This is a genomic window from Rhodococcus sp. MSC1_016 (assembly GCF_023667485.2).
GTDB classification, from domain to species: Bacteria; Actinomycetota; Actinomycetes; order Mycobacteriales; family Mycobacteriaceae; genus Rhodococcus_F; species Rhodococcus_F oxybenzonivorans.
The window spans coordinates 4,471,896-4,492,872 of sequence record NZ_JAMOZI020000001.1; the positions used below are offsets into that span (position 1 = coordinate 4,471,896).

Genomic DNA, 20,977 nt, shown 5'->3' on the forward strand with positions numbered 1-20,977 from the left:
CAAGTGTCGTCAGCATGAAAGGAGTGCCTATGGTCAATTTTCTCGACAAGGTCAGGGGACGGGCCCGGGCACGTGGTCGGCGCGAGGACCTCACCGACACCGCGAGCCGCCCCGACCGTGGGTCGACGGCGGACTCCGGGGAAAGCGCTGACCCCGCCGCCCTGCTGAGGGACACGTTCATTCCGTAAAGGCCACGATCCTCGTGCCGCACTCGGCACGAGGATCGGTATTTGAGCCTCCTGTCAGGATTGAACTGACGACCGCTCGCTTACAAGGCGAGTGCTCTACCACTGAGCTAAGGAGGCGGACACGCGCGCCCATCATATCCATAAGGAGAACGCCGTCGTCCTCCGGCCATATTGGATAGCGTTGATGCCATGAGTACCTCGGAGATCGCCACTGTCCTTGCTTGGCACGACGCCCTCAATTCCGGCGACATCGACACGTTGCTGTCGCTGTCGAGTGACGACATCGAGATGGGTGGACCGAAGGGTGCGACCCAGGGCCTGACGCCGCTGCGGGAATGGGCGTCGACCGCGAACATCACGCTGATCCCGAAGCGAATGTATTACTACGACGGCGTCATCGTCGTCGAACAGCAGGCCACGTGGGCGACCGCACCCGAGGAGACGAGTATTGTGGCGTCCGCGTTCCGAGTAGTCCACGATCAGGTCATCTCCACTTTCCGCCACGAGACACTCGATGCAGCGTTGAAAGCAACCGATTTGACCGAGAAGGATCGTGTCTCAGACACGTAGTATGGCGAAGCTCACAGAGGGTATGGCAAAGCTCACAGACACGCTCCAGCGTTTGACCGGCGACCGCCGGGCCACCGTCGACACGGTGACGGCGGCGCCGACACCACTCCAGCCGATCGACCTCACCGATGACGCGGTGGTTGCCGAGGTTCTCGACCTCGCCGTCCGGGTCGGTGAAGTTCTGCTCGCTTCGGGGACGGGCGCGATGGACACCGCCGAACAGGTGCAGTTCATCGCGGCGACCTACGGCCTCGCGCAGTGTGACGTGGACGTCACCTACAACTCGATCGTCCTCTCCGCTTACCGCGGGCCCACACTTCCCCCCGCGAGCACGATGCGGATCGTGCACTACCGCTCCATGGACTTCACCCGCCTCGCCGCGGTCGACCGCCTCACTCGGCGTATCCGCCGCGAGGCCGTCACTCCGAGTGAGGCCCACGAGGCACTGACCGCTGTCACCACGGCGCCGCACCCCTACAACCGGTGGATCGCGACGTTGGCGTGGTCGTCGATGGCCGCATCCATCTCCGTGTTGATGGGTGGTGGGGTGCTGGTGGCGTCGGTCGCCTTCCTCACGACGATGGTGATCTACCGGGTTAACCGCGTCCTCAACCGGGTGGGGCTGCCGTTCTTCTTCCAGCAGGTGGCGGGCGGTCTGGTGGCCGCTACCCCGGCCGCCACGCTCTATACGTTCCAGGATCAGCTGGGGGTCGAAGTTCGACCGTCGCAGATCATTGCGGCCGGTGTGGTGGTGCTGTTGTCCGGATTGTCACTGGTCGGCTCCGTCCAGGACGCCATCACGGGGGCGCCCATCACCGCGGCGGCCAGATTCTTCGAAGTGGTCATGATGACCGGCGGCATTATCGCCGGTGTGGCCATCTCGCTGCGGGTCACCGGATTGTTCGGTTCCACACTTCCGCCGGTCAACGTGGAGATCGACGAACTCACCCAGCTGCCCGTGCTGGTCATGTCGGGCGCGTTCGCCTCGATGTTCTACGCGCTCGCCTGCTACGCCGAGCAGCGTGCGCTGACGGCGGCCTGGATGGGCGGCGCGGCCGGGTCGCTGGTCTACATGGTGGCGCATCAGTTCGGAGTGGGGCCCATCATCGGCTCCGCACTCGCGGCGACAGTGGTCGGTTTCGCCGGTGGTCTCATGGCTCGCCGAGCGCTCACACCGCCACTGGTGGTCGCCGTGGCCGGCATCACCCCACTGCTGCCGGGCCTCTCGCTGTATCGAGGGCTGTATGCACTGCTCAACAACGAGGTGGTGATCGGACTGAGCTCACTGCTCGCCGCCTTCGGTATCGGCTGCGCACTCGCGGCGGGCGTCACACTCGGCGAATGGCTGGCCAGGACCCTCCGGAGGCCGCGCATCCTGCGGTACACAGAGAACATCCGCCGCCCCGTCATCAAGACGAGGCGGCGGAAGCCCGTGGAAACGCCCAGGGCGGCCTGAAAGACACAGAACCGTTCGATCCGTCCCAACCGGGGCGGATCGAACGGTCGTGGACTCGGTGAGCTGTTACCGCAGTGCAGCTCCGAGCAGGTCAGCTCTTGTCGACGCTGTGACGACCACCCGACTTCTCGTCGGCCTCCATGGCCTCACGCAGGCTTTTCGGCCGCATGTCCGTCCAGTTCTTCTCCACGTACTCGAGGCATGCTGCGCGGCTCTCTTCGCCGAAAACCACACGCCAGCCCGCCGGCACCTCAGAGAACGTCGGCCACAGAGAGTGCTGCTCTTCGTCGTTCACCAGCACGTAGAAGCGGCCTTCTTCGTCATCGAATGGATTGGTGCTCATCTCGCCTCGCTTGTCGCATACGTGTCCTGTGCGTTCACACTAGCAAGCGTGCCGATCCGGCCACGCCGTGTTACGACAGATGTCAAGATCTCTCCCGCCCGCACGGCAACGTTCGACAGGAGCGACGACGTGATTCCGTGCGTTTTCTCCGTGCCGCCCTGAAGGTAGATTCCCGCTGCGACGTCCGGCGAAACCGCCAGCCGATAATCGCGCCCCACCTCACGCGGCGGGTGCACAGCCGGTGCGAGTTCGCCGAGGAGCGGTTCGAGAGGCGCCGGAGTGAACCCGGTGGCAAGAATCAACGCATCACAGGCGAGTGTGTCCGTGAGGCCGTCGACGGCGCTGCGTACCGCCACATCGATGCCGTCCGAACCTTCCTCGACGGAGACGATCTCGGAGGCGCGGCGCATGAAGAGGCGGCGGCGACCACGAACCCGCTCCTGGTACTCCTTGGCATACAACTCGTTGATGAGTTCGATGTCCACCACCGAATAGTTGGTGCTGCGATGGACATCGAGCAGCCGCAGGCGCTCGACCTCGGGTGCGCCGTGCAAATCGTCCACGGCCTCCGGGTCGAAGATTCGGTTGGCGTAAGGACTGTCGTCCGCCGGGCTGTAGCCGTACCGCGAGAAGACGCTGTGGACTTCGGCTTCGGGGTAGTTGGCGTGCAGGTACTGCACAATTTCGGCAGCACTCTGGCCGGCCCCCAGAACGGCGAATCGCTGGTGGGCGAGGGTGGGCAACTCACCGATGCGGAACAGGAACTGATGATTGTGGAAGCATCGCATGGAGGGCGTGGCCCACTCCGGAATACGCTCGCGCAGACCCGCACCCATCACGACGTTGCGGGCGATCACCGCTGTGCCGTCCGACGCCCGGACCTCGAAACGGTCGATCATTCCCTCGCTGTTGCGGATTCCTCGCACCGATTCCACCGCCGTGCCGTACCGGACGTCCGCGCCGACACGCCCGGCAGCCCACTGCAGGTAGTCGTGAAATTCGTGCCGGGTGGGAAAGAACGTCTGGTGGTTGACGAAATCGACGAGACGGCCGCGCTCGAAGAGGTAGTTGAAGAAGGTGTACGCGCTGCGCGGGTTGCGGAATGTGACGAGGTCCTTGGGGAAAGCGATCTGCATCGTCGCCCCGTCGAGCAGCATTCCGGGATGCCACCCGAAACGGTCCTGCTTCTCCAGGAACTGCGCGCTCATCTGCTCCCCCGGCGCGCAGTTCGCGTTGTGTTCCTCGATGGCAATCGCCAGTGCGAGATTCGCAGGTCCGAACCCGACACCCACGACATCTCGCACTGGGAGATCCGTATCGACCATTTCCGGCGATTCGTTCATAGCACGCTGTCCCGTCCTCGACGCCGCGTCGCACCCGACCCAGCTGCCGTCTGCCCTAGAAGGTAGTGAAGCCTATCCTTATTTCGAGCACAGTACCAAGAAGAAAGCCCCTCCGGGACAGCCATCTCGGCACCGACTCTGCGATCCGGATCACGTGAAGTCATGCCACCTCCCCGCTCCAGTTCGCCACGAGCGCCGTCAACTCCGCGGCCCACCTCGCCACGGTGTCGAACTCCAGCACTGCCGAGGAGAAGGAGAAGTAGGCGTGCACCGCCCCCTCGCCGACGGGCTCGTAAAAGCTCAGTGTCAGGTCCGCATCCGGCACTCCGACCGGCACCGGCATCAACCCGTCCAACGCACCGAGATGCGACAGGCGTGCCTGCTCGTGATGCACCAGCATGATCTGCGGACGCATCACCCTCGCCTCGCCTTCGCCGAGGGCCTCCACGACCTCGGCGAAGGCGATGTCCTGATTGTCCAGGGCATCGAGGTTGTTCGCACGGATACGCCGCAACAGCTCCGTGAAATCCGGTTCTCCACTCGTGTCCGTCCGCAGCACAACGATGTTGAAGAAGCAGCCGATCAGGTGGTCCAGTGACTCCTCCGGGCGTCCCGCGACCAGAGAACCCATGGGAATGTCCGTACCGGCACCGTGCCGCGTCAGGACGGTCGCGAGCGCCGCCTGCAACACCATGAAGAGACTGGTTCCGGTACGGCTCGCCAGCGCATCGATCGCGGCGTGCAGATCCGCATCGATCTCCACGGGCACGATCTCCGCTCGCGGCGCGGACTGCGAAACCGGGCGAGGCAACTCCAACTGCGCCGGTAGTCCGGCCAGCCGCTCCCGCCAATACGCGAGCTGTCGGGCGTGCCGACTGCCCGGGTCCGCCAGGTCGCCCAGAAGCGACCGCGACCACACGACGTAGTCGGGGTAACTCACCGGCAGCGGTTCCCACTCCGGGGCACTGCCGTCCGAACGCGAGGCGTACGCCCCCAGCAGATCCCCGAGCAGCGGCACCACCGACCACTCGTCCACCGCGATGTAGTGCATCGCGAGGAGCAGGGCCTGCGTTCCGTCCGCGCCGCCGACGAGATGGGCACGGAGCGGCGACTCCTCGGTGAGGTCCATCGGCTTCTGGGCCAGGGCGAAGACCGTGCGATGCACGTCACCGTCGCCGACGTCGACCACGTCGAGCGTCGGCGGAACCGCTTCCTGCGCAATCACGGTGCCGTCGATCTCCACATACACGGTGCGCAACGGTTCGTGACGGGACGCGACATCGCCCAACGCCTGCGCCAGGATCACCGGATCGACCGTCCCGCGGAGTTGCAGCGACAGTGCATGACTGGCCGTCGCGTCGCTTCCGGCCGCGCGGAACTGGTTCCAGAACCGGCGTTGCGGACCGGACAACGGCACCACGTCCGGGCGTGGGTCCGCCGGTGCGAGCACCGGCCTCCCGCTTCCGCCGGCGGCGATCACGATCGCCGAGAGTTCGGCCACGGTGGACCGGTCGAAGATGTCGCGGATGCCGATGTCGACGCCGAATCGCTGACGAATCCTGCCCACCAACCGCATCGACGCCATCGAGTTTCCACCGAGGTCGAAGAAGTTGTCGTGAATTCCCACCGACGGCAGGTGCAGTATCTCCGCGAACGCCCCGGCGATCTCCTTCTGCTCCGGCGTCTGGGGGGTACCGTCCCCCGTCAACGCGGACCAGTCCGGCAGAGGAAGCGCCTTGCGGTCGAGCTTTCCGTTCGGCGTCAACGGCAGATCGCCGTCGAGCACCACGACGAGGGTGGGCACCATGTAGTCGGGTAGTCGTGTGGCCGCATGCTCGCGCACGGCCCGTGGGTCCACGGCGTCGGACAGGGGATCCTCCGACGGGGTCACGTAGCCGACGAGCCGGACGATGTCGCCCTCCCTGTCTGCCACCACAGCAGCCTGCTTGACACCCGGATGACTCCCGAGCGCTGCGATGATCTCGCCGAGTTCGATGCGGAATCCACGAATCTTCACCTGATCGTCGACACGCCCGAGGAACTCGATGTTGCCGTCTGCCCGCCAACGAGCCCGGTCACCCGTCCGGTACATCCGCGAACCCGCGGCGCCGAAAGGCGAAACCACGAAGCGTGCCGCGGTGAGGTCGGGCCGGCCCAGATACCCACGTGCGAGCCCACGCCCGGCGATGTACAACTCCCCCGCCACCCCGGGCGGGACCGGCTGCAGGCGGTCGTCGAGCACGTACGCCTGCTCATTGGGGTCGGGGATGCCGATCGGCACGGCCGAGGTCCAGCCCGGCTCGGCCTGCCACAGAGTGTTGTTGACGGTGGCCTCGGTGAGCCCGTACGCGGCGAGGAGATTGAGCCTCTCCGCCCATCGGCCGATCAGCTCGGGCGGCACCGTCTCCGTGCCCACCAGCACCGTGCATCCCTCGGGGACGACGCACCCTGCGGGAAGCGCCGCCAGCAGGGACGGCGGGATGATCGCGTGCGTCACCGCGTGCTCGGCCATGAAGTCGGTGAGTTCGGGTCCTGCCACCCTGGCGTCGTCCGGGACGATGACCAGACGCGAACCCGTGCACAGGGCCATCGACAGCTCGAAGACCGCCACGTCGAAGCCGATCGACGCGAACTGCATGACCACCGAACCGGGAACCAGTCGCATCCGCTCCTGCGCCGTGGCCACCAGGCTGGGGATGCCGTCGTGGGTGAGGATCGCGCCCTTCGGTTTTCCGGTGGAACCCGACGTGTAGATGACGTACGCGGCGTGGTCCACACCTCGCGGCGGACCCGGCAGCTCTTCGCCGTGCGCGGTGTCGAGTTCGGCAAGAATCGATGCGTCGTCGAGGAGTACGCGGCTCAGTCCGTCTACCTCCGCGATGCGCGGGCTCTCCGAGATGGTCGTCACGAGTACCTGCGCGCCGGAGTCGGAAAGCATGTACGAGATGCGGTCGGACGGATGGTTCAGGTCCAGCGGCAGATAGGCGGCACCCAGCTTCAGTGCGGCGAGAACCACGGCCACCATGTCCACCGACCGCGGAACAGCCAGTCCGACAACGCCCTCGACCGACACCCCGCGACGATCCAGCAGTGCTGCAATGCGGTCGGCGCGTGCACTCAATTCCGCATAGGATGCCTGACCGTGCTCGTCGACTACAGCGACGGCGTGTGGAGCGGAATCCACGTGGCGTGCGAACGCCTCGTAGAACGTTTCCTCCGGCACGGGCAGCGCGGTGTCGTTGAACCCACGCACCACCAGTTCTCGTTCGTCGTCGAGGAATACGTCGAGATCACCGACCGGAAGGTCCGACTGCACTGCGACTGTATCGAACACGGAGATCAGTCGACGTGCGATCTTCGCCGCGGTGTCGCGGTCGAACAGGTCGCTGCCGTACTCGAGACGCAGTTCCACCCGGTCCTCGTCGAGGTACTCGGTGTAGTTGAACACCAGGTCGAACTTGGCGGTGCGCTCCTCGAACTGCACCGGAGTTACCGAAAGTCCGGGTGCGAGAGCAGCATCCGCCGTTCGGCTGTGGTAGCCGACCATCACCTGGAACAGCGGATTCCGGGCGAGGGTGCGGCCGGGATTGACCTTCTCCACGACCGCCTCGAACGGCACGTCCGAGTGCGCGAACGCAGCCAGGTCGATGCCACGGACTCGACTCAGCAACTCGTCGAACGTCGGATTGCCGGACACGTCCGTCCGCAACACGACGGTGTTGACGAAGAACCCGATCAAGTCGTCGAGACCCTGCTCGCTTCTTCCCGCGACGGGTGCCCCGATCGGCAGGTCGTCCCCCGCACCGAGCCTGTGCAGCAACGCCGCGGATGCCGCGTGCATCACCATGAACATGGTCGTGCCGGTGGCGCGCGCCAAGGTACGGAGCGAGCGCGTGGTGGCGGCGTCCAGCACCGTTTCGATGGCACCACCCGAAAAGCTCGGTCGCGCCGGGCGAGTGCGGTCGGCGGGGAGCACCAATTCTTCGGGTGCCCCGTCGAGAGTCTTCGCCCAGTAGTCGAGTTGACGGCTCACCAGGCTCGACGGGTCCTGCGGATCGCCGAGCATTTCCCGTTGCCACAGGGTGTAATCGGCGTATTGCACGTCGAGCGGTTCCCATGCCGGTGCCGAATTCTGCGCCCGGGAGGCATAGGCCGTCATCAGGTCCCGGAGGAACGGCCGGTCGGACCATTCGTCGGTGGCGATGTGGTGCAACACGATCGCCAGCACCTGCTCGTCACCGATCCGGATCAGGGCCGCTCGGATCGGGATCTCCGTCGCCAGATCGAACGGGCGCCCGACCGTGTCACCTACCAGTCGGAAGAGATCGGCATCCGTGCCGTCCACCACGCTGATGTCGGGTCGCACGCCGTCGAGGATCACCTGCACCGGTTCGCCGTCGTGCTGCCCGAACACGGTGCGGAGCGATTCGTGCCTCGCCACCACGTCGGCCAGTGCCTGCGCCAGCAATTCGGGCTCGAGCCCGTCCCGCAGTCGCAGCACGATCGGGAAGTTGTAGGCCGCCGAATCCGGGTCCATCTGCTGCAGAAGCCACAAACGTTGTTGCGCAGCCGAAAGCGGGAGATTCCGGGGGCGCGGTCTCACGGTCAGCACCGGACGCGTCGACCCCGTGTTGCCCCGGATGCGGTCGGCCAGTTCGGCGACGGTGGGCGCCTCGAACAGGTCACGCATGACGAGGTCCGTGTCGAGGGCGGCCCGGGCCCGGCTGATCAGGCGAGTGGCCAGCAGCGAGTGCCCGCCGAGGTCGAAGAAGTTGTCGTCGACACCCGGAGCCGGAACTCCGAGGATGTCACCGAACAGGTCGGACAGCACCCGTTCGGTGGTGTCCCGCGGTTCGGTGCGTGCACCGGCGTGGACGCCGAGCACCTCCTCCGCAGACGGGAGCGCCTTGACGTCGAGTTTGCCGTTGACGGTCATCGGCAACGACTCGACCTCGATGACGGCGGCCGGAACCATGTAGTCCGGCAGGGTTGCGCGCAGCGCCCGTGAGTACTTATTAACATCCCGCGGTTGATAAGTACGCACGGGGACGGCGTAGCCCACGAGCCGCTTGAAACCACCCGGGCCGGTATCGACCACCACGGCGGCCTGGCGCACGTCGTCCAACGCTTCGAGCGCCGACGCGATTTCGCCGAGTTCCACCCGGTGGCCGCGGATCTTCACCTGATCGTCCGTGCGGCCGAGGAAGTCGAGATTCCCGTCCTCACGGCGACGGACCAGATCGCCCGTCCGATACATACGTACGGACGTGCCGAACGGATCGGCGACGAACCGCTCCGCCGTCAGCGCGAACCGGTCGAGGTAGCCGCGCGCCAGCCCGACACCGGAGATGTACAGCTCACCGGGAACACCGTCCGGGACGGGACGCAGCCAGGCGTCGAGTACATACGCCGAGGTGTTCCAGATCGGAGTTCCGACTGTCGGAGTAACGCTGTCGCCGGTGCCTGCCCCGAGGGTGTTGATCGTGTACTCGGTGGGGCCGTACAGGTTGTAACCACACGTTCCCTCGGTGTCCCGCAGACGGTTCCAGACCGAATCCGACACGGCCTCGCCGCCGAGCAGCACCAGAGGTGGCCGATGGCGTCCGTCACCGTCGTCGAGCAATCCCTCCTCGATCAGGTGTTGCGCGTACGTGGGCGTGACGTTGACGACGTCGATCCGATGGGTGTCGCAGTAGGACACCAGGGCTTCGGCGTCGCGGCGGAGGTTCTCGTCGCAGATGTGGACCTCGTGGCCTTCGACGAGCCACAGCAGTTCCTCCCACGACATGTCGAATGCGAACGACACGGTGTGGGCGATGCGCAGACGCCGGCCTCCGGCGGCGCTCACCACCGGTTCGAAGATCGCCTCCCGGTGGTTGAACTGCATGTTGGTCAGACCGCGGTACGGGGTGACCACACCCTTCGGCTTGCCTGTCGACCCTGACGTGTAGATGACATACGCCGGATGGTCCAGCCGTCCCGGCGTCCCCGGCACGAAACTTCCGAGTTCGTCATCGGACAGCGGCTCCGAAGACACGGTGTCGAGAAGTGCGGAGTCGAGGAGTGCGGTGTCGACCGAGAGGACGTCGACGTGGGCCGCGGCCAGCGTGCCCGCGACCTCGGAGGTGGTCACCAGGGTGACCGGGCGTGCATCGTCGAGCATGCCCACCAGGCGTTCGGCGGGGTGGTCCAGTTCGAGCGGCAGGTAGGCGGATCCGGTGCGCAGCACGGCGAACAACGCCACGACCATCTCCACCGACCGCGGAAGTGCCAGCGCGACAATCTTCTCGGGGCCGGCACCGTGATCGAGCAGGAGCCGCGACATGCGGTTGATGTCGGCGTCGAGCTCCGCATACGTCACCGTGCGGTCCCCGAAGACGAGAGCCGAGTGGTCCGGGCGCTGCCGGGCGGCGTCCGCGAACAGGTCGGCGATGGTCGCGTCGGGCAACGCTCTGCTCGCCGGCGGGGTGACCGTGGCCGCACCGGGAATACCGCCCACTATCCCGGACATGTCGGTGGACCACTGTGCGAGCAGGTCCACGAAGCGGGCCAGCATGGCTTCCACCCGCGACTGCGACACGCGATGGGGATCGAATTCGAACTTCACCTTCACGCTGGCGCCCGGCGTCACGACGACGGTCAGCGGGTAGTGGGTGTGGTCGATGCTGTCGCCGCCGCTGATGTCGTGGGCGGCGTTGAGCGCCGACACCTGCTTCTCGTCGACGAAGTTCTGCAGCACATACAGCACGTCGAAGAGCTGCCGGTGGTCCGAGACGCGCTGAATGGAGGCAAGACCGAGATAGTCGTACGGGGTCAGCGCCAGCCGTTCGGACTGCGCCCGGCGCAGCAGCTCGGTGACGGTCTCGCCGGGACGCAACGTCATGCGGACCGGGACGGTGTTGAGGAACATGCCGGCGACGGCGTCGAGGCCCGGCACCTCGGGAGGCCGGCCGGCCACCGTGGTGCCGAACACCAGGTCCGCTCTTCCCGTTTCGATCCCGAGTACGACGGCCAGAGCGGCATTGAGCACGGCGTTGAAGGTGACACCGGCACCGCGGGCGGCGGCACGAAGGCGTTCACTGAGGTCCGCATCGAGCACGGCGTCCCGGCGTTGGGGCGGCTGTGGGTCGTCCACCGCCGCCGCGGCCACCAGGGTGGGTTCCTCGAGTCCGCGGAGGGCTTCCGTCCATGCCGCCTGCGCTGCGTCCGGGTCCTGTGCGGCCAGCCAGGTCAGGTAGTCCTCGAAGGTGCCCTCCGGGGAACCGAAACTCGAGTCGTCGCCCGCCGAATCGTAGAGGGCGAGAAGTTGACTCACCACCAGGCCGTTGGACCAGCCGTCCCACAGCAGGAACTGCCGGTTGACCACCAATCGGTCGTGGTCGTCGGTGAGATGGAGAACCATCACGCGCCACAGCGGCGGAGCCGTCAGATCGAACGGCGTCAGACGGTCGCGGGCGGCCAATTCCTCGGCGTAGTCGGCCCGTTCGGTGTCACCCAGATCCCGAAGATCGTATTCGGTGATCGGCACGTCGAGCCCGGCGCTGACGAATTGCACCGGAGCCGAGAGCCCGTCACTGACGAATCCCGCCCGGAGCGTGGGATTGCGTCGTTGCAGGGTGCGCAGCGCAGCGGCAAGGCGGTCGAGGTCCAGTCGGTGCGCGAAATCGAGCGAGAACTGCGCCGTGTAGATGTCCGAACCTGCCGCGAACCCTGCTTGGAAGTACAACCCTTCCTGAAGTGGTGACAACGGGAGCACCGTCTCCACGCCCGCAGGGCAGGTCGCCGCGATGCGGTCGATCTCATCCTGGGTCAGGCGAACCAGCGACAGATCCGACGGGGTCAGTAGCGCCGGCCCCCGATGTTCGGATACCGACTCCGCCAACTCGCCGAGAGCCGACGCCCAGCCCTCGCTGAGCGCGATCGCGTCGTCCTCGCTCAGGTCGTCTCCCGACCAGGCGAAGACTGCGTGCAGCTGCGAACCCTGTTCGCCGTCTTCGCAGAGCGCGTTGATCACCAATCGGTAGGGCGCGCCGAAATCGGCATCGGGGTCCGTGCGGAGGGAATCGGATTCGGCCGCCGGAGTCCACGGCCCGGACACCGCGTGTGGCATCCGGCCCAGGTAGTTGAACAACACCTGGGACTCGGACCGCGACCCGAGGAGTCGAGCGGTCCGCGCGTTGAGATACCGCAACATGCCGTATCCGATGCCGCCGTCGGGCGCCGCACGCAGCTGTTCCTTGACGGCCTTCAGAGTGTCGAGTGGGCCGCCGGCGCTAGGCAACCGCACCGGGGCGACGTTGGTCAGCCAGCCGACCGTGCGCGAGAGGTCGAGTCCCGGAACCAGTTCCTCGCGGCCATGCCGTTCGAGGTCCACCAAGAGGTCCTGGCTGCGTTCGCTCGCTGCGCGCCACCGGTCGACGGCCAGCCGCAGTGCGGCGACCAGCACGTCCGTGACGTCAGCGCCGACCGCTGCGGGAACGGTGGTCAGCAGCGCGTTCGTCAGCGCGGAGTCCAGGCGCACGGTGCGACGAGCGCCACTGCTCACGACCGCGGTACCGGAGACACCGGGGACGAGGTCGGCGCCCGGTTCGGTGACCTCGAGCCAGTGGTCGAGTTCGGCGAGACGTGTCGGCGCGTGCGCCTGTTCCGTGACGATGCGCGAGAACGTCCGCAGCGATGTGGGCACCGGATCGAGTGCCGCGGCCTGTCCGCTGTCGGCGGCCACCCAGGCCATGGCGAGGTCTTCGACGAGGATTCGCCAGGACACCCCGTCGACGACCAGATGATGGGCGACGAGCAGAAGCCTGCCGAGCTCGTCCGGTCCCGCGTCGAACCAGACGGCCGACACCATGATCCCGCTGTCCGGGTCGAGCCGGTCGGTGGCGGCGTCGGATTCCGCGGCCACCAGCTGACGCAGTGCCTTGTCGTCGAGTCCGGTCGCGTCGACCCGGCGGATCGACGCCTCCGCCGTCTCCGCGATCTCGAGTGACCAGACTCCGGGCGCATGCCGGGTCAAGTGCTGGCGAAGCCCGTCGTGATGGGCGATCACCGAGCGCAGCACGGAAGTGAGCACGTCGCTGCTGGTGCCGGCCGGTGTGAGCAGGAGAACGGCCTGGTTGAAGCGGTCTTTCTCTCCGCTCCACTCGGACAGCCGGTGAACGACGGGAAGCGGCAACAGTGCCCCCGTCCCCGACTCGATCGGCACTGCGGCCTCGGCCACGGCGGCCGGCGTGTCACCGGCGAGCCTCGCGAGGGCAGCCGGTGTCCGCTGCTCGAAGATCTGGCGTGGGGTGATCGTCAACCCCTCCCGCCGTGCGAGATTGACGAGCCGGATGGCCAGGATGCTGTCTCCACCGAGCATGAAGAAGTCGTCGTCCACCCCGACCACGTCGAGCCCGAGGACTTCGGCGAAACGGGCGGCGAGCATTTCTGCGGTGTCGTTGCCGCCGGCGTGTGCCGACGCGGCCGGAGCCGAGAGGGCGGGCGCGGGGAGAGAGGTGCGATCCAGTTTGCCGCTCGGGGTGAGCGGGAACGCGTCGAGGATGACGAAGAGGACGGGAACCATGTACTCGGGCAGAGCGGAACTGAGCCGGGCACGAACGTCGTCGAGGTCGATGTCACCCACGAGGTAGCCCACCAACTGCTGCCTGCCCGGCCGGTCCGAACGGACGACGGCGGCCGCCTGCCGCACTCCGGGACAGGCCGACAGGTGCGCCTCGATTTCGCCGAGCTCGATTCGGAAGCCCCGCAGCTTCACCTGATCGTCCACTCGGCCGACATACTCGACGGCTCCGTCGGCATTGATCCGTGCGATATCGCCGGTGCGGTACATGCGAGTACCGGAGGGTGAGAACGGGTCGGCGACGAACCGCTCCGCACTCAGCGCTGCCCTGCCGAGGTATCCGTCGGCCACCTGCGGTCCCGACAAGTACAGCTCTCCCGAGGCACCCGGCGGCACCGTATGCAGGTACCGATCCAGGACGTACAAGCCGGTGTTCGACGTCGGGAAGCCGATCGGCACCGACGACGCTGCAGCGTCGATGTTCTGCACCGACGCCGCGTAGCTCACCTCCACGGATGCCTCGGTCGGCCCGTACAGGTTGTCGACTTCCACGCCCGGCAGCACCTCGGCCACCCGCCGTGCCGACGCCACGGGCAACGCCTCACCGCTGCAGGCGATGATCCGCAGCCCGGTGCACCCGGCCGCGGCAGGCTCGGCGAGAAACGCCTCGAGCATCGAGGGGACGAAATGCGCTCTGGTTACCGACTTTTCGACGATGACATCCGCGAGGTAGCCCGGATCCTTGTGTCCGTCCGGCCGCGCGAGTACGACGGTAGCGCCCGCGAGGAGAGGGCCGAAGAGTTCGGGCACCGAGACGTCGAAGCTGGCCGGAGTCTTCTGAAGCACCCTGTCCGACGGGGTGATCGGCCGGAACGACTGCATCCACAGCAGTCGGTTGACGATGCCGGCGTGCGGCACGACGACCCCCTTGGGCCGGCCGGTCGAACCGGACGTGTAGATCACGTACGCGGGATGGCCCGGCGAGCCCGACTCGGGCAGCGGTGCCGACGAGTAGTCGTCCGCTTCGCTGACGCGCACCTGGGGAACGCCGGCGTCGGTGAAGAGAGCGGCGGATCCGCTGTCGGTGACCACGCACACCGGGTGCGCATCCTCCAGCATGTACGCCAATCGCTCTGCGGGGTAGCCGGTGTCGAGCGGCACATAGGCTCCGCCCGCCTTGCCGATCGCCAGCAGCGACACCATCAGGTCGAGTGAACGTGGCAACGCCACGGCCACCCTGGACCCCGGGTAGACACCACGCTCGATCAGCAGCCGCGCGAGGCGGTTGGCCCGTAAATGCAATTCGGCATAGGTAAGTTGTTCGTCCTCGAACACGACGGCCACCGCGTCGGGTGTTCGGGCCGCCTGCTCCGCGAGAAGAGCGGTGAGTGTCGTGTCGGGGAACGCCGGACGCGCATCGGGCACGGCCGAGTGGACCGGTCGACGTGAAGCCAGAGCCACACTCGACACGGCTTGGTCGGCGTCGCGAGTGACCTCGCGAAGATAAGCCACCATCGATTCGGCGAAACGGTCGGCTGTCGCCGAATCGATGCGCGTGGCATCGTATTTCAGCTCGAGGGCCACCGTGTCACCGGGCACGACGATCAGCGTCATCGGGTACGGCGGGTGCTCGTCGAAACGCACATTCGTCAGGCATACGGAGCCGGACGGGTCGGTGGCAGCTCCGTCACCCAGCGGATAGTTCTCGAAGACGACGAGGGTCTCGAACATGGTGTGCAAGCCGGCATCGCGGCGCAGTTCGGCCAGTCCGACATGCTGGTGGTCGAGCAACGCCGATTGCTCGTCCTGCCATCGCGTGAGCGCCTCGGCCACCGTCTCGGTGGGCCGATACCGTAGTCGCGCCGGGACGGTGTTGATGAACAACCCCACCATGGATTCGATTCCGGGCAGGTCGCCGCCGCGCCCGGACACCGTGGATCCGAACACCACGTCGTCCGTGCCGGTGAGCCGGCCAACGACAAGTCCCCAGGTGCCGTGGACGAGCGTGCTCAGGGTCAGTCCGCGGGCCCGGCCGACGGCCACGAGTGCGTCGGTATCCGCGGCCGGCAGCGCCACCTGCACGCTGCGAATGCCGGACTCGATCGGAGACGCCGTGCGGGGCAACTCCACCGGCTCCGGTAGGTCCCTGAGCGCCTCTCGCCACACCTCGAGGGACGCGTTCCGGTCCCGCGCATCCAGCCATTCGAGGTAGCTGCGGTACGGGGTGGGTGCCGGCAGCGCCGGCGGTGTACCCGACGTGCTGTAGAGGGCCAGCATCTCCCGCAGCATCACCGGCACCGACCACCCGTCGGCGATCACGTGGTGGATCGACTGCAGCAGAAGGTACTTCTCCGACTCCAGTCGGGCGAGGGTGTAGCGCAGCAGCGGCGGCCGGTCGAAGGCGAAGCCGCGAGTGCGATCCGCGGCCAGCACCTCCTCGATCCGCTGTGACGGGTTCGCGACTTCGGTGAGGTCCAGCACGTCCATCGGTACCCGGACACCGTCGCGGATCACCTGCACGATCCGGCCGTCCGACACGGACGAGATTCCGGTGCGCAGTGCAGCGTGCCGATCGACCACGGTCTGCAAGGCCCGGTGCAGTGCGCCGGGGTCGACGGGGCCGCTCAGCTCGATGACCTGTTGCACCAGGTAGGGGTCCGAACTCGTGTCCTCGAACGCAGACTGGAAGTAGATTCCCTCCTGCAACGGCGTCAGCGGGAGCACATCGGACGGCCCCGACAACGCGTCGACGTCCTGCTGCGTCAATCCGACCAGCGGGAAGTCCGACGGTGTGGGCCCGCCCAGGCGTTCGATGCCGGCTACGGCCGACAACGCCGTGGTCCACTCCTCGGCGAGCGCCTCGACGTCGTCCCTCCCGAGAATTCCGGGCGCCCAGGTGAAGGAGGTGCTCAGCACCGGCCCGTCCCCGCCGTCTTCGGCAATCACGTTCAAAGTCAGGACGTGCCCGAGCGGCATGCGTGGGTCGTCGGCGCCGCCCATCGCCTGAGGCAACCAGTCGACGTCTCCCCCGGCCGCGACTCGGCCGAGGTAGTTGAAGAGCACCTGAGGGGTCGGCGCGTGCTCGAGTTCCGGCACCGAGTCACCGAGGTAACGCAGTGTTCCGTAACCGAAACCGGCTCCCGGGATGCTGCGCATCTGCTCCTTGACGGTCTTCAGCGCCGACGCCAGCGCCTCGTCGCTGTCTGCCACACCGGCGTCGATCCCCACGGGATACACCGTGGTGAACCAGCCGACGGTCCGAGACAGATCGACCGCCGGTCCGCCGGGCGCGCGCACCAGGTCTTCTTCGCGTCCGTGCCCTTCGAGATCGAGCAGGACCGGACCCGGCGCGACCTCCGCTCGACGAGCGGCCCGCCACCTCGCAGCAGCCACGGCGAACGCGGTGAGCAGCACGTCGTTGACGGATCCGGAGAACGCTGCGGGAACGGCCGACAGCAGTGGGCGGGTGAACTCGGGCGCTAGCGTGACCGTGAGAGTTTCGGCCTGACCGGCCAGATCGACCGCGGGGTCGAGTGGACGGGATCCGAGCATCGGTTCGGGAGTCGACGTCACTGCCTTCCAGAACGGCAGTTCGGCATCGAAAGATCCTGTGTGCGCGCGTTCTTCGAGCAGCGCAGACCACCTGCGTAACGACGTGCCGACGGGGGCAAGGGCGGGCTCGGCACCGGAGATGCGAGCAGCGCCCGCCTGCGCCAGGTCTTCGAGAATGATGCGCCAGGAGACGCCGTCCACTACCAGGTGGTGGCCGATCAGAAGCAGCCTGCCCGGACCGGAGGTCACCCGGAAGAGGACGGCCTGCAGCATCGCGCCGCCATCAGGATCGAGCCGGTCGAGCGCTGCCGCGGTTTCGCCGTCGAGCCGCTCGGAAAGGAGCTGATCCATGCTGCCCTCGACCTCGACGACGCGCAGCACGTCGGATGCCGAGGAGGGATCCCAGTGCGGCACCGACAGTGTCCACCGCTTCCCGCGGACCAACCGTGCTCGCAGGGCGTCGTGCCGCTCGAGGACGGCGGAGAGCGCTTCGCGCGCACGCTGTTCGTCGAATTCGGGCGGGGTTTGCACCAGCACCGACTGGTGGAACCGGGTGATCTGGTCTCCCGCCTCACTGATGCGGGCGAGGATCGGAGTGCCGGCCACAGCGCCGAACGCGATGTCGTCCGTGTCGACCGCCGCCACCTCGCGCCCGGCCTCGGCCCGGGCGAGCGCTTCGGCGGTGCGGAGCTGGAACACCTCGCGCGGGCTGATCGACAACCCTTCCCTGCGGGCATGGTTCACCAACGAGATGGCGACGATACTGTCGCCGCCGAGGGCGAAGAAGTCGTCGGTGACCCCGACCGACTCCACTCCGAGGACTCCGGCCATCAACGCGCACAACGTTTTCTCGACGGCGGTACGCGGGGCGACCTTGTTCCCCGCCGCGCCGAAATCGGGTTCCGGCAGGGCCCGCCGATCCAGTTTGCCGTTGGCCGTGAGCGGAAACCGGTCGAGAATCACGAAAGCCGACGGCACCATGTACTCGGGCAGTCTCGACGACGCCCACGTCCCCAGTTCGGAATCGTCCAGTGCCGAACCGGAGTCGGGCACGAGGTAGGCGGCGAGATACTTGGCGCCGGTCGGCGTCTCCCGCACCACCACGGCGCTGTGCCGCACCGCGGGATGCGCGGCTAGTCCCGCCTCCACGTCCTCGAGTTCGAGGCGCATTCCCCGGATCTTCACCTGATTATCGGCGCGGCCGAGAAAGTCGAGCGAACCGTCGGGGGTCCACCGGGCCAGGTCACCGGTGCGATAGAGGCGTGAACCGTCGGCGGCGAAGGGGTTGGCAACGAAGCGAGCCGCCGTCAGCGCCGACGCTCCGACATACCCGCGTCCGAGCAGGAATCCGCCCGCGTAGAGCTCACCGCTCGCACCGAGCGGTACCGGGTTCAGGTGGCCGTCCAGTACATAGAGTTGGGTGCCGGGGTTGGGGCGGCCGATCGACGTCGCGATCCGTGCGGCGTCTTCCCGGTACACGACGTGTGACACACCGATGGTCGCTTCTGCCGGACCGTAACCGTGATACAGCGTCGTCGACAACTGAGCGCGGAAACGTTCGAACAGTTCCGGTGTGAGAACCTCACCGCCACACCACACATGCTTCAGTACCGACAACCGGTCCGTGCCCCGCGACAGGTCGAGAAGTACATCGAGCATCGAGGAGACGAGGTAGACGAACGTCACCGACTCCCGCGCGATGAGGTCGAGCAGGTACTGGGGGTCGCGCTCCCCGCCGTGCTCGGCCACCACCAGCCGCCCACCCGACACCAGGGGCAGCAGAATTTCGTTGACCGAGATGTCGAAAGACAAGGGGGCCTTGAACAACGACGCGTCCCCGGCTCCGAAATGCAGAATTTCGTCACGCTGCCACAGCAAGCGGGCGCACACCGCGTCGTGGCGAATCATCGCACCCTTGGGCCTGCCTGTCGATCCCGAGGTGAAGATGACGTACGCCAGTCGGGCACCCTGCACGGTGAGAGCGGGCAGGTCGGTGGAGTAGTCCGCGTACGCCCAGTCCGCCAGGTCGACCGGGACAGCGCTGCCACCGGCGTCCGCCACCCCGCCGGGTCCGGTGAGGACGAGGCTCGCCCGCGCGTCCTCGAGTACGGCAACGCGACGCTCCTGCGGCCACGACGGGTCGAGGGGAACGAAGGCGCCGCCCGCGCACACCACGGCCAGGAGCCCGACCACCATCTCGGCCGAGCGCGGTAACCCCACGGCCACAACGTCTTCGGATCCCACGCCACGAAGCCGCAGGTGCTGGGCGAGCTGAGCCACCCGTTCACCGAGCTCGCGGTAGGTGAGGCGGATCTCGCCGGCGACCAGCGCCTCCGCGTCCGGGCTGCGTCGCACCTGCTCCTGAAACAGTTCGGGGATCGTCGCCGACTCCTGTGCGCGCCCAGAGTCGTTGAAGTCCGTCAGCAGTTGGTGACGTTCGGCCTCGGTCAACGGGTCGAGAGTGGAGATGGTCGCGGAAGGGTCGGCGACGAACTGGCCGACGAAGTGTTCGAGCCGGCGACGGTGTTCCTCGAGTTCGGCATCCAGGCCGTAGGGCGCCCGTAGATCGATCTCGATGGCTTCCGAATCCTGTCCTCCGCGAATGGAGAAGTCGAGGTCCGATACCGGTCCAGTGGCCGAACTCCGCACCCACGCCGGGAACCCGCCGAAGGTGAGCGAATGCTCGAACATCATCGAATTGATACCTGGTCCGAAAATCTGCCGGTCCGGGTCGAGCGATCGCAGGTCACGGGCCAAATCTTCACCGCGGTAACGGCCGTGCCGCAGCACCGAGACGAGTGTCGTGTCGATCCGCCGGGCCAGCGCGCCCACAGTCATGCCGGAATCGACCTGAATCCGCAACGGCAGGATGGTGGAGGCCATCCCGGGCACCCGGCGCATGTCGCGCCCGACCCGCGCCGCCATCGGCAGCGACAACGTGAGGTCGCGCCTGCCGGTGATCCGGTGGATATACGCCACCACGATCGCGAGAGGCAGTCGCGTGCGGCGAATTCCGGCGTCGGCTGCAAAGGCGTAAAGGGCGTCGGCGTCCTCCCCGTCGATCTCGACTACCGCCGAAATCGGTGCTTCCGACCGGTCGTCGACAAGAGGGAGCAACCGCGGGGGTTCCGGTGCGTCGATCACCTGCTGCAACCAGAATTCGCGATCGGCTGCGAAGCGCGCGGACCCGCGGTACTCGCGATCGGCGGCAAGCAGCGAGTCGAGGGGCCAGGGTCCTGCGGCGGTCTCGAGGTCGGGGTCGTCGTAACGCTCGACGACGTCACCTACCAGCAGGGTGATGCCATAGCCGTCGATGATGCTGTGGTGATAGCGCTGGTACCAGATCAACGATTCGTCGCCGGTGCGCAGCAGGGCGTGATGGAACAAGGGCTCCTCGCCCCCGACAGCGACCACGGTCTGCATGTCACGGTCCATCCAGGCATGCGCACTGGACTCCGGATCCTCGTCGGCGCGCAGGTCGACGACGTCCAGGGACCAGCTGTCGGGGGGCGTGGGCACCTGCAGGAGTTCGTCGTCGTCTCCCCGCTCGAAACGCACGTGCAGCGCCTCGGCACGTTCGACCGTCTTCCGGACAGCGGCGATCGTGCGGTTCAGATCGATCGGACCAGCGACCTCGACGACCAGCGAAAGGTTGTACACCGGGCTGCCCGGGTGCAACTCCTGCCCCACCCAGACCTCGGACTGCGCGGCAGTGAGGGGCAGCGCGGTCGGCGTAGAAGCAGACGTGTGCGCGCTCTCTGCAGAGAGGAACTGAGCCTGGGCAGCCGCCGAGTGGTCCGGTGACATGGTGATCCGATCGTCCGTCGAGAGTGCTCGTCGCACGACCAGCACCCGAAGGAGTTTAGGTTAGGCTACCCACCAGCAACAACCGATTCCCGGTTTCTCCACAGGTGCCGAATATCACTGTAACGCCGGGGGCTCAACCCCTACGTCGACCGGAAC

At 66.9% G+C, this 20,977-nt stretch carries 6 protein-coding genes and 1 tRNA gene; 3 read left to right on the forward strand and 4 right to left on the reverse strand.

Features of this window, described 5'->3' with window-relative positions; genetic code table 11:
* Window positions 1-29: 29 nt before the first annotated feature.
* Window positions 30-188 (forward strand): hypothetical protein, encoded by a 159-nt coding sequence (locus L1080_RS20800; protein WP_159919329.1) that lies wholly within the window; start codon window positions 30-32, stop codon window positions 186-188.
* A gap of 45 nt (window positions 189-233) precedes the next feature.
* Here L1080_RS20800 and L1080_RS20805 read toward each other — a convergent pair.
* A tRNA-Thr gene (locus L1080_RS20805) sits at window positions 234-305 on the reverse strand.
* 72 nt (window positions 306-377) lie between these two features.
* On the opposite strand from L1080_RS20805, the gene L1080_RS20810 reads away from it, so the two are divergent.
* Both L1080_RS20810 and L1080_RS20815 read left to right on the forward strand, forming a co-directional pair.
* The gene (locus L1080_RS20810; protein WP_109326936.1) at window positions 378-758 is read left to right on the forward strand and encodes a nuclear transport factor 2 family protein; all 381 of its coding nucleotides are present in this window, start codon (window positions 378-380) and stop codon (window positions 756-758) included.
* Between the two features lie 22 nt (window positions 759-780).
* Window positions 781-2,214, forward strand: a complete 1,434-nt coding sequence (locus L1080_RS20815) for a threonine/serine exporter family protein (protein ID WP_159926885.1) — start codon at window positions 781-783, stop codon at window positions 2,212-2,214.
* A gap of 91 nt (window positions 2,215-2,305) precedes the next feature.
* On the opposite strand, the gene L1080_RS20820 is transcribed toward L1080_RS20815, so the two are convergent.
* The 3 genes from L1080_RS20820 to L1080_RS20830 all read right to left on the reverse strand — a co-directional run bounded on the left by L1080_RS20820 (window position 2,306) and on the right by L1080_RS20830 (window position 20,821).
* Window positions 2,306-2,557 carry an MbtH family protein gene (locus L1080_RS20820; RefSeq protein WP_109326935.1) on the reverse strand — a complete coding sequence of 84 codons (252 nt, stop codon included), beginning with the start codon at window positions 2,555-2,557 and terminating at the stop codon, window positions 2,306-2,308.
* Complete coding sequence (locus tag L1080_RS20825; RefSeq protein WP_250771043.1) at window positions 2,554-3,900, reverse strand: lysine N(6)-hydroxylase/L-ornithine N(5)-oxygenase family protein; 1,347 nt, start codon at window positions 3,898-3,900, stop codon at window positions 2,554-2,556. Before L1080_RS20825 ends, L1080_RS20820 begins: the two co-directional genes overlap by 4 nt.
* 160 nt (window positions 3,901-4,060) lie before the next feature.
* Entirely contained in the window at window positions 4,061-20,821 is a 16,761-nt protein-coding gene (locus tag L1080_RS20830; protein WP_250771132.1) for a non-ribosomal peptide synthetase, read from the reverse strand.
* Between the last annotated feature and the right edge of the window lie 156 nt (window positions 20,822-20,977).

What these genes read in the sequence shown, in the direction of transcription:
- L1080_RS20820 (WP_109326935.1), bottom strand. Translation starts at nt 2,557, where the DNA reads ATGAGCACCAATCCATTCGATGACGAAGAAGGCCGCTTCTACGTGCTG.
- L1080_RS20830 (WP_250771132.1), bottom strand. Translation starts at nt 20,821, where the DNA reads ATGTCACCGGACCACTCGGCGGCTGCCCAGGCTCAGTTCCTCTCTGCA.
- L1080_RS20810 (WP_109326936.1), top strand. Translation starts at nt 378, where the DNA reads ATGAGTACCTCGGAGATCGCCACTGTCCTTGCTTGGCACGACGCCCTC.
- L1080_RS20825 (WP_250771043.1), bottom strand. Translation starts at nt 3,900, where the DNA reads ATGAACGAATCGCCGGAAATGGTCGATACGGATCTCCCAGTGCGAGAT.
- L1080_RS20815 (WP_159926885.1), top strand. Translation starts at nt 781, where the DNA reads ATGGCAAAGCTCACAGACACGCTCCAGCGTTTGACCGGCGACCGCCGG.
- L1080_RS20800 (WP_159919329.1), top strand. Translation starts at nt 30, where the DNA reads ATGGTCAATTTTCTCGACAAGGTCAGGGGACGGGCCCGGGCACGTGGT.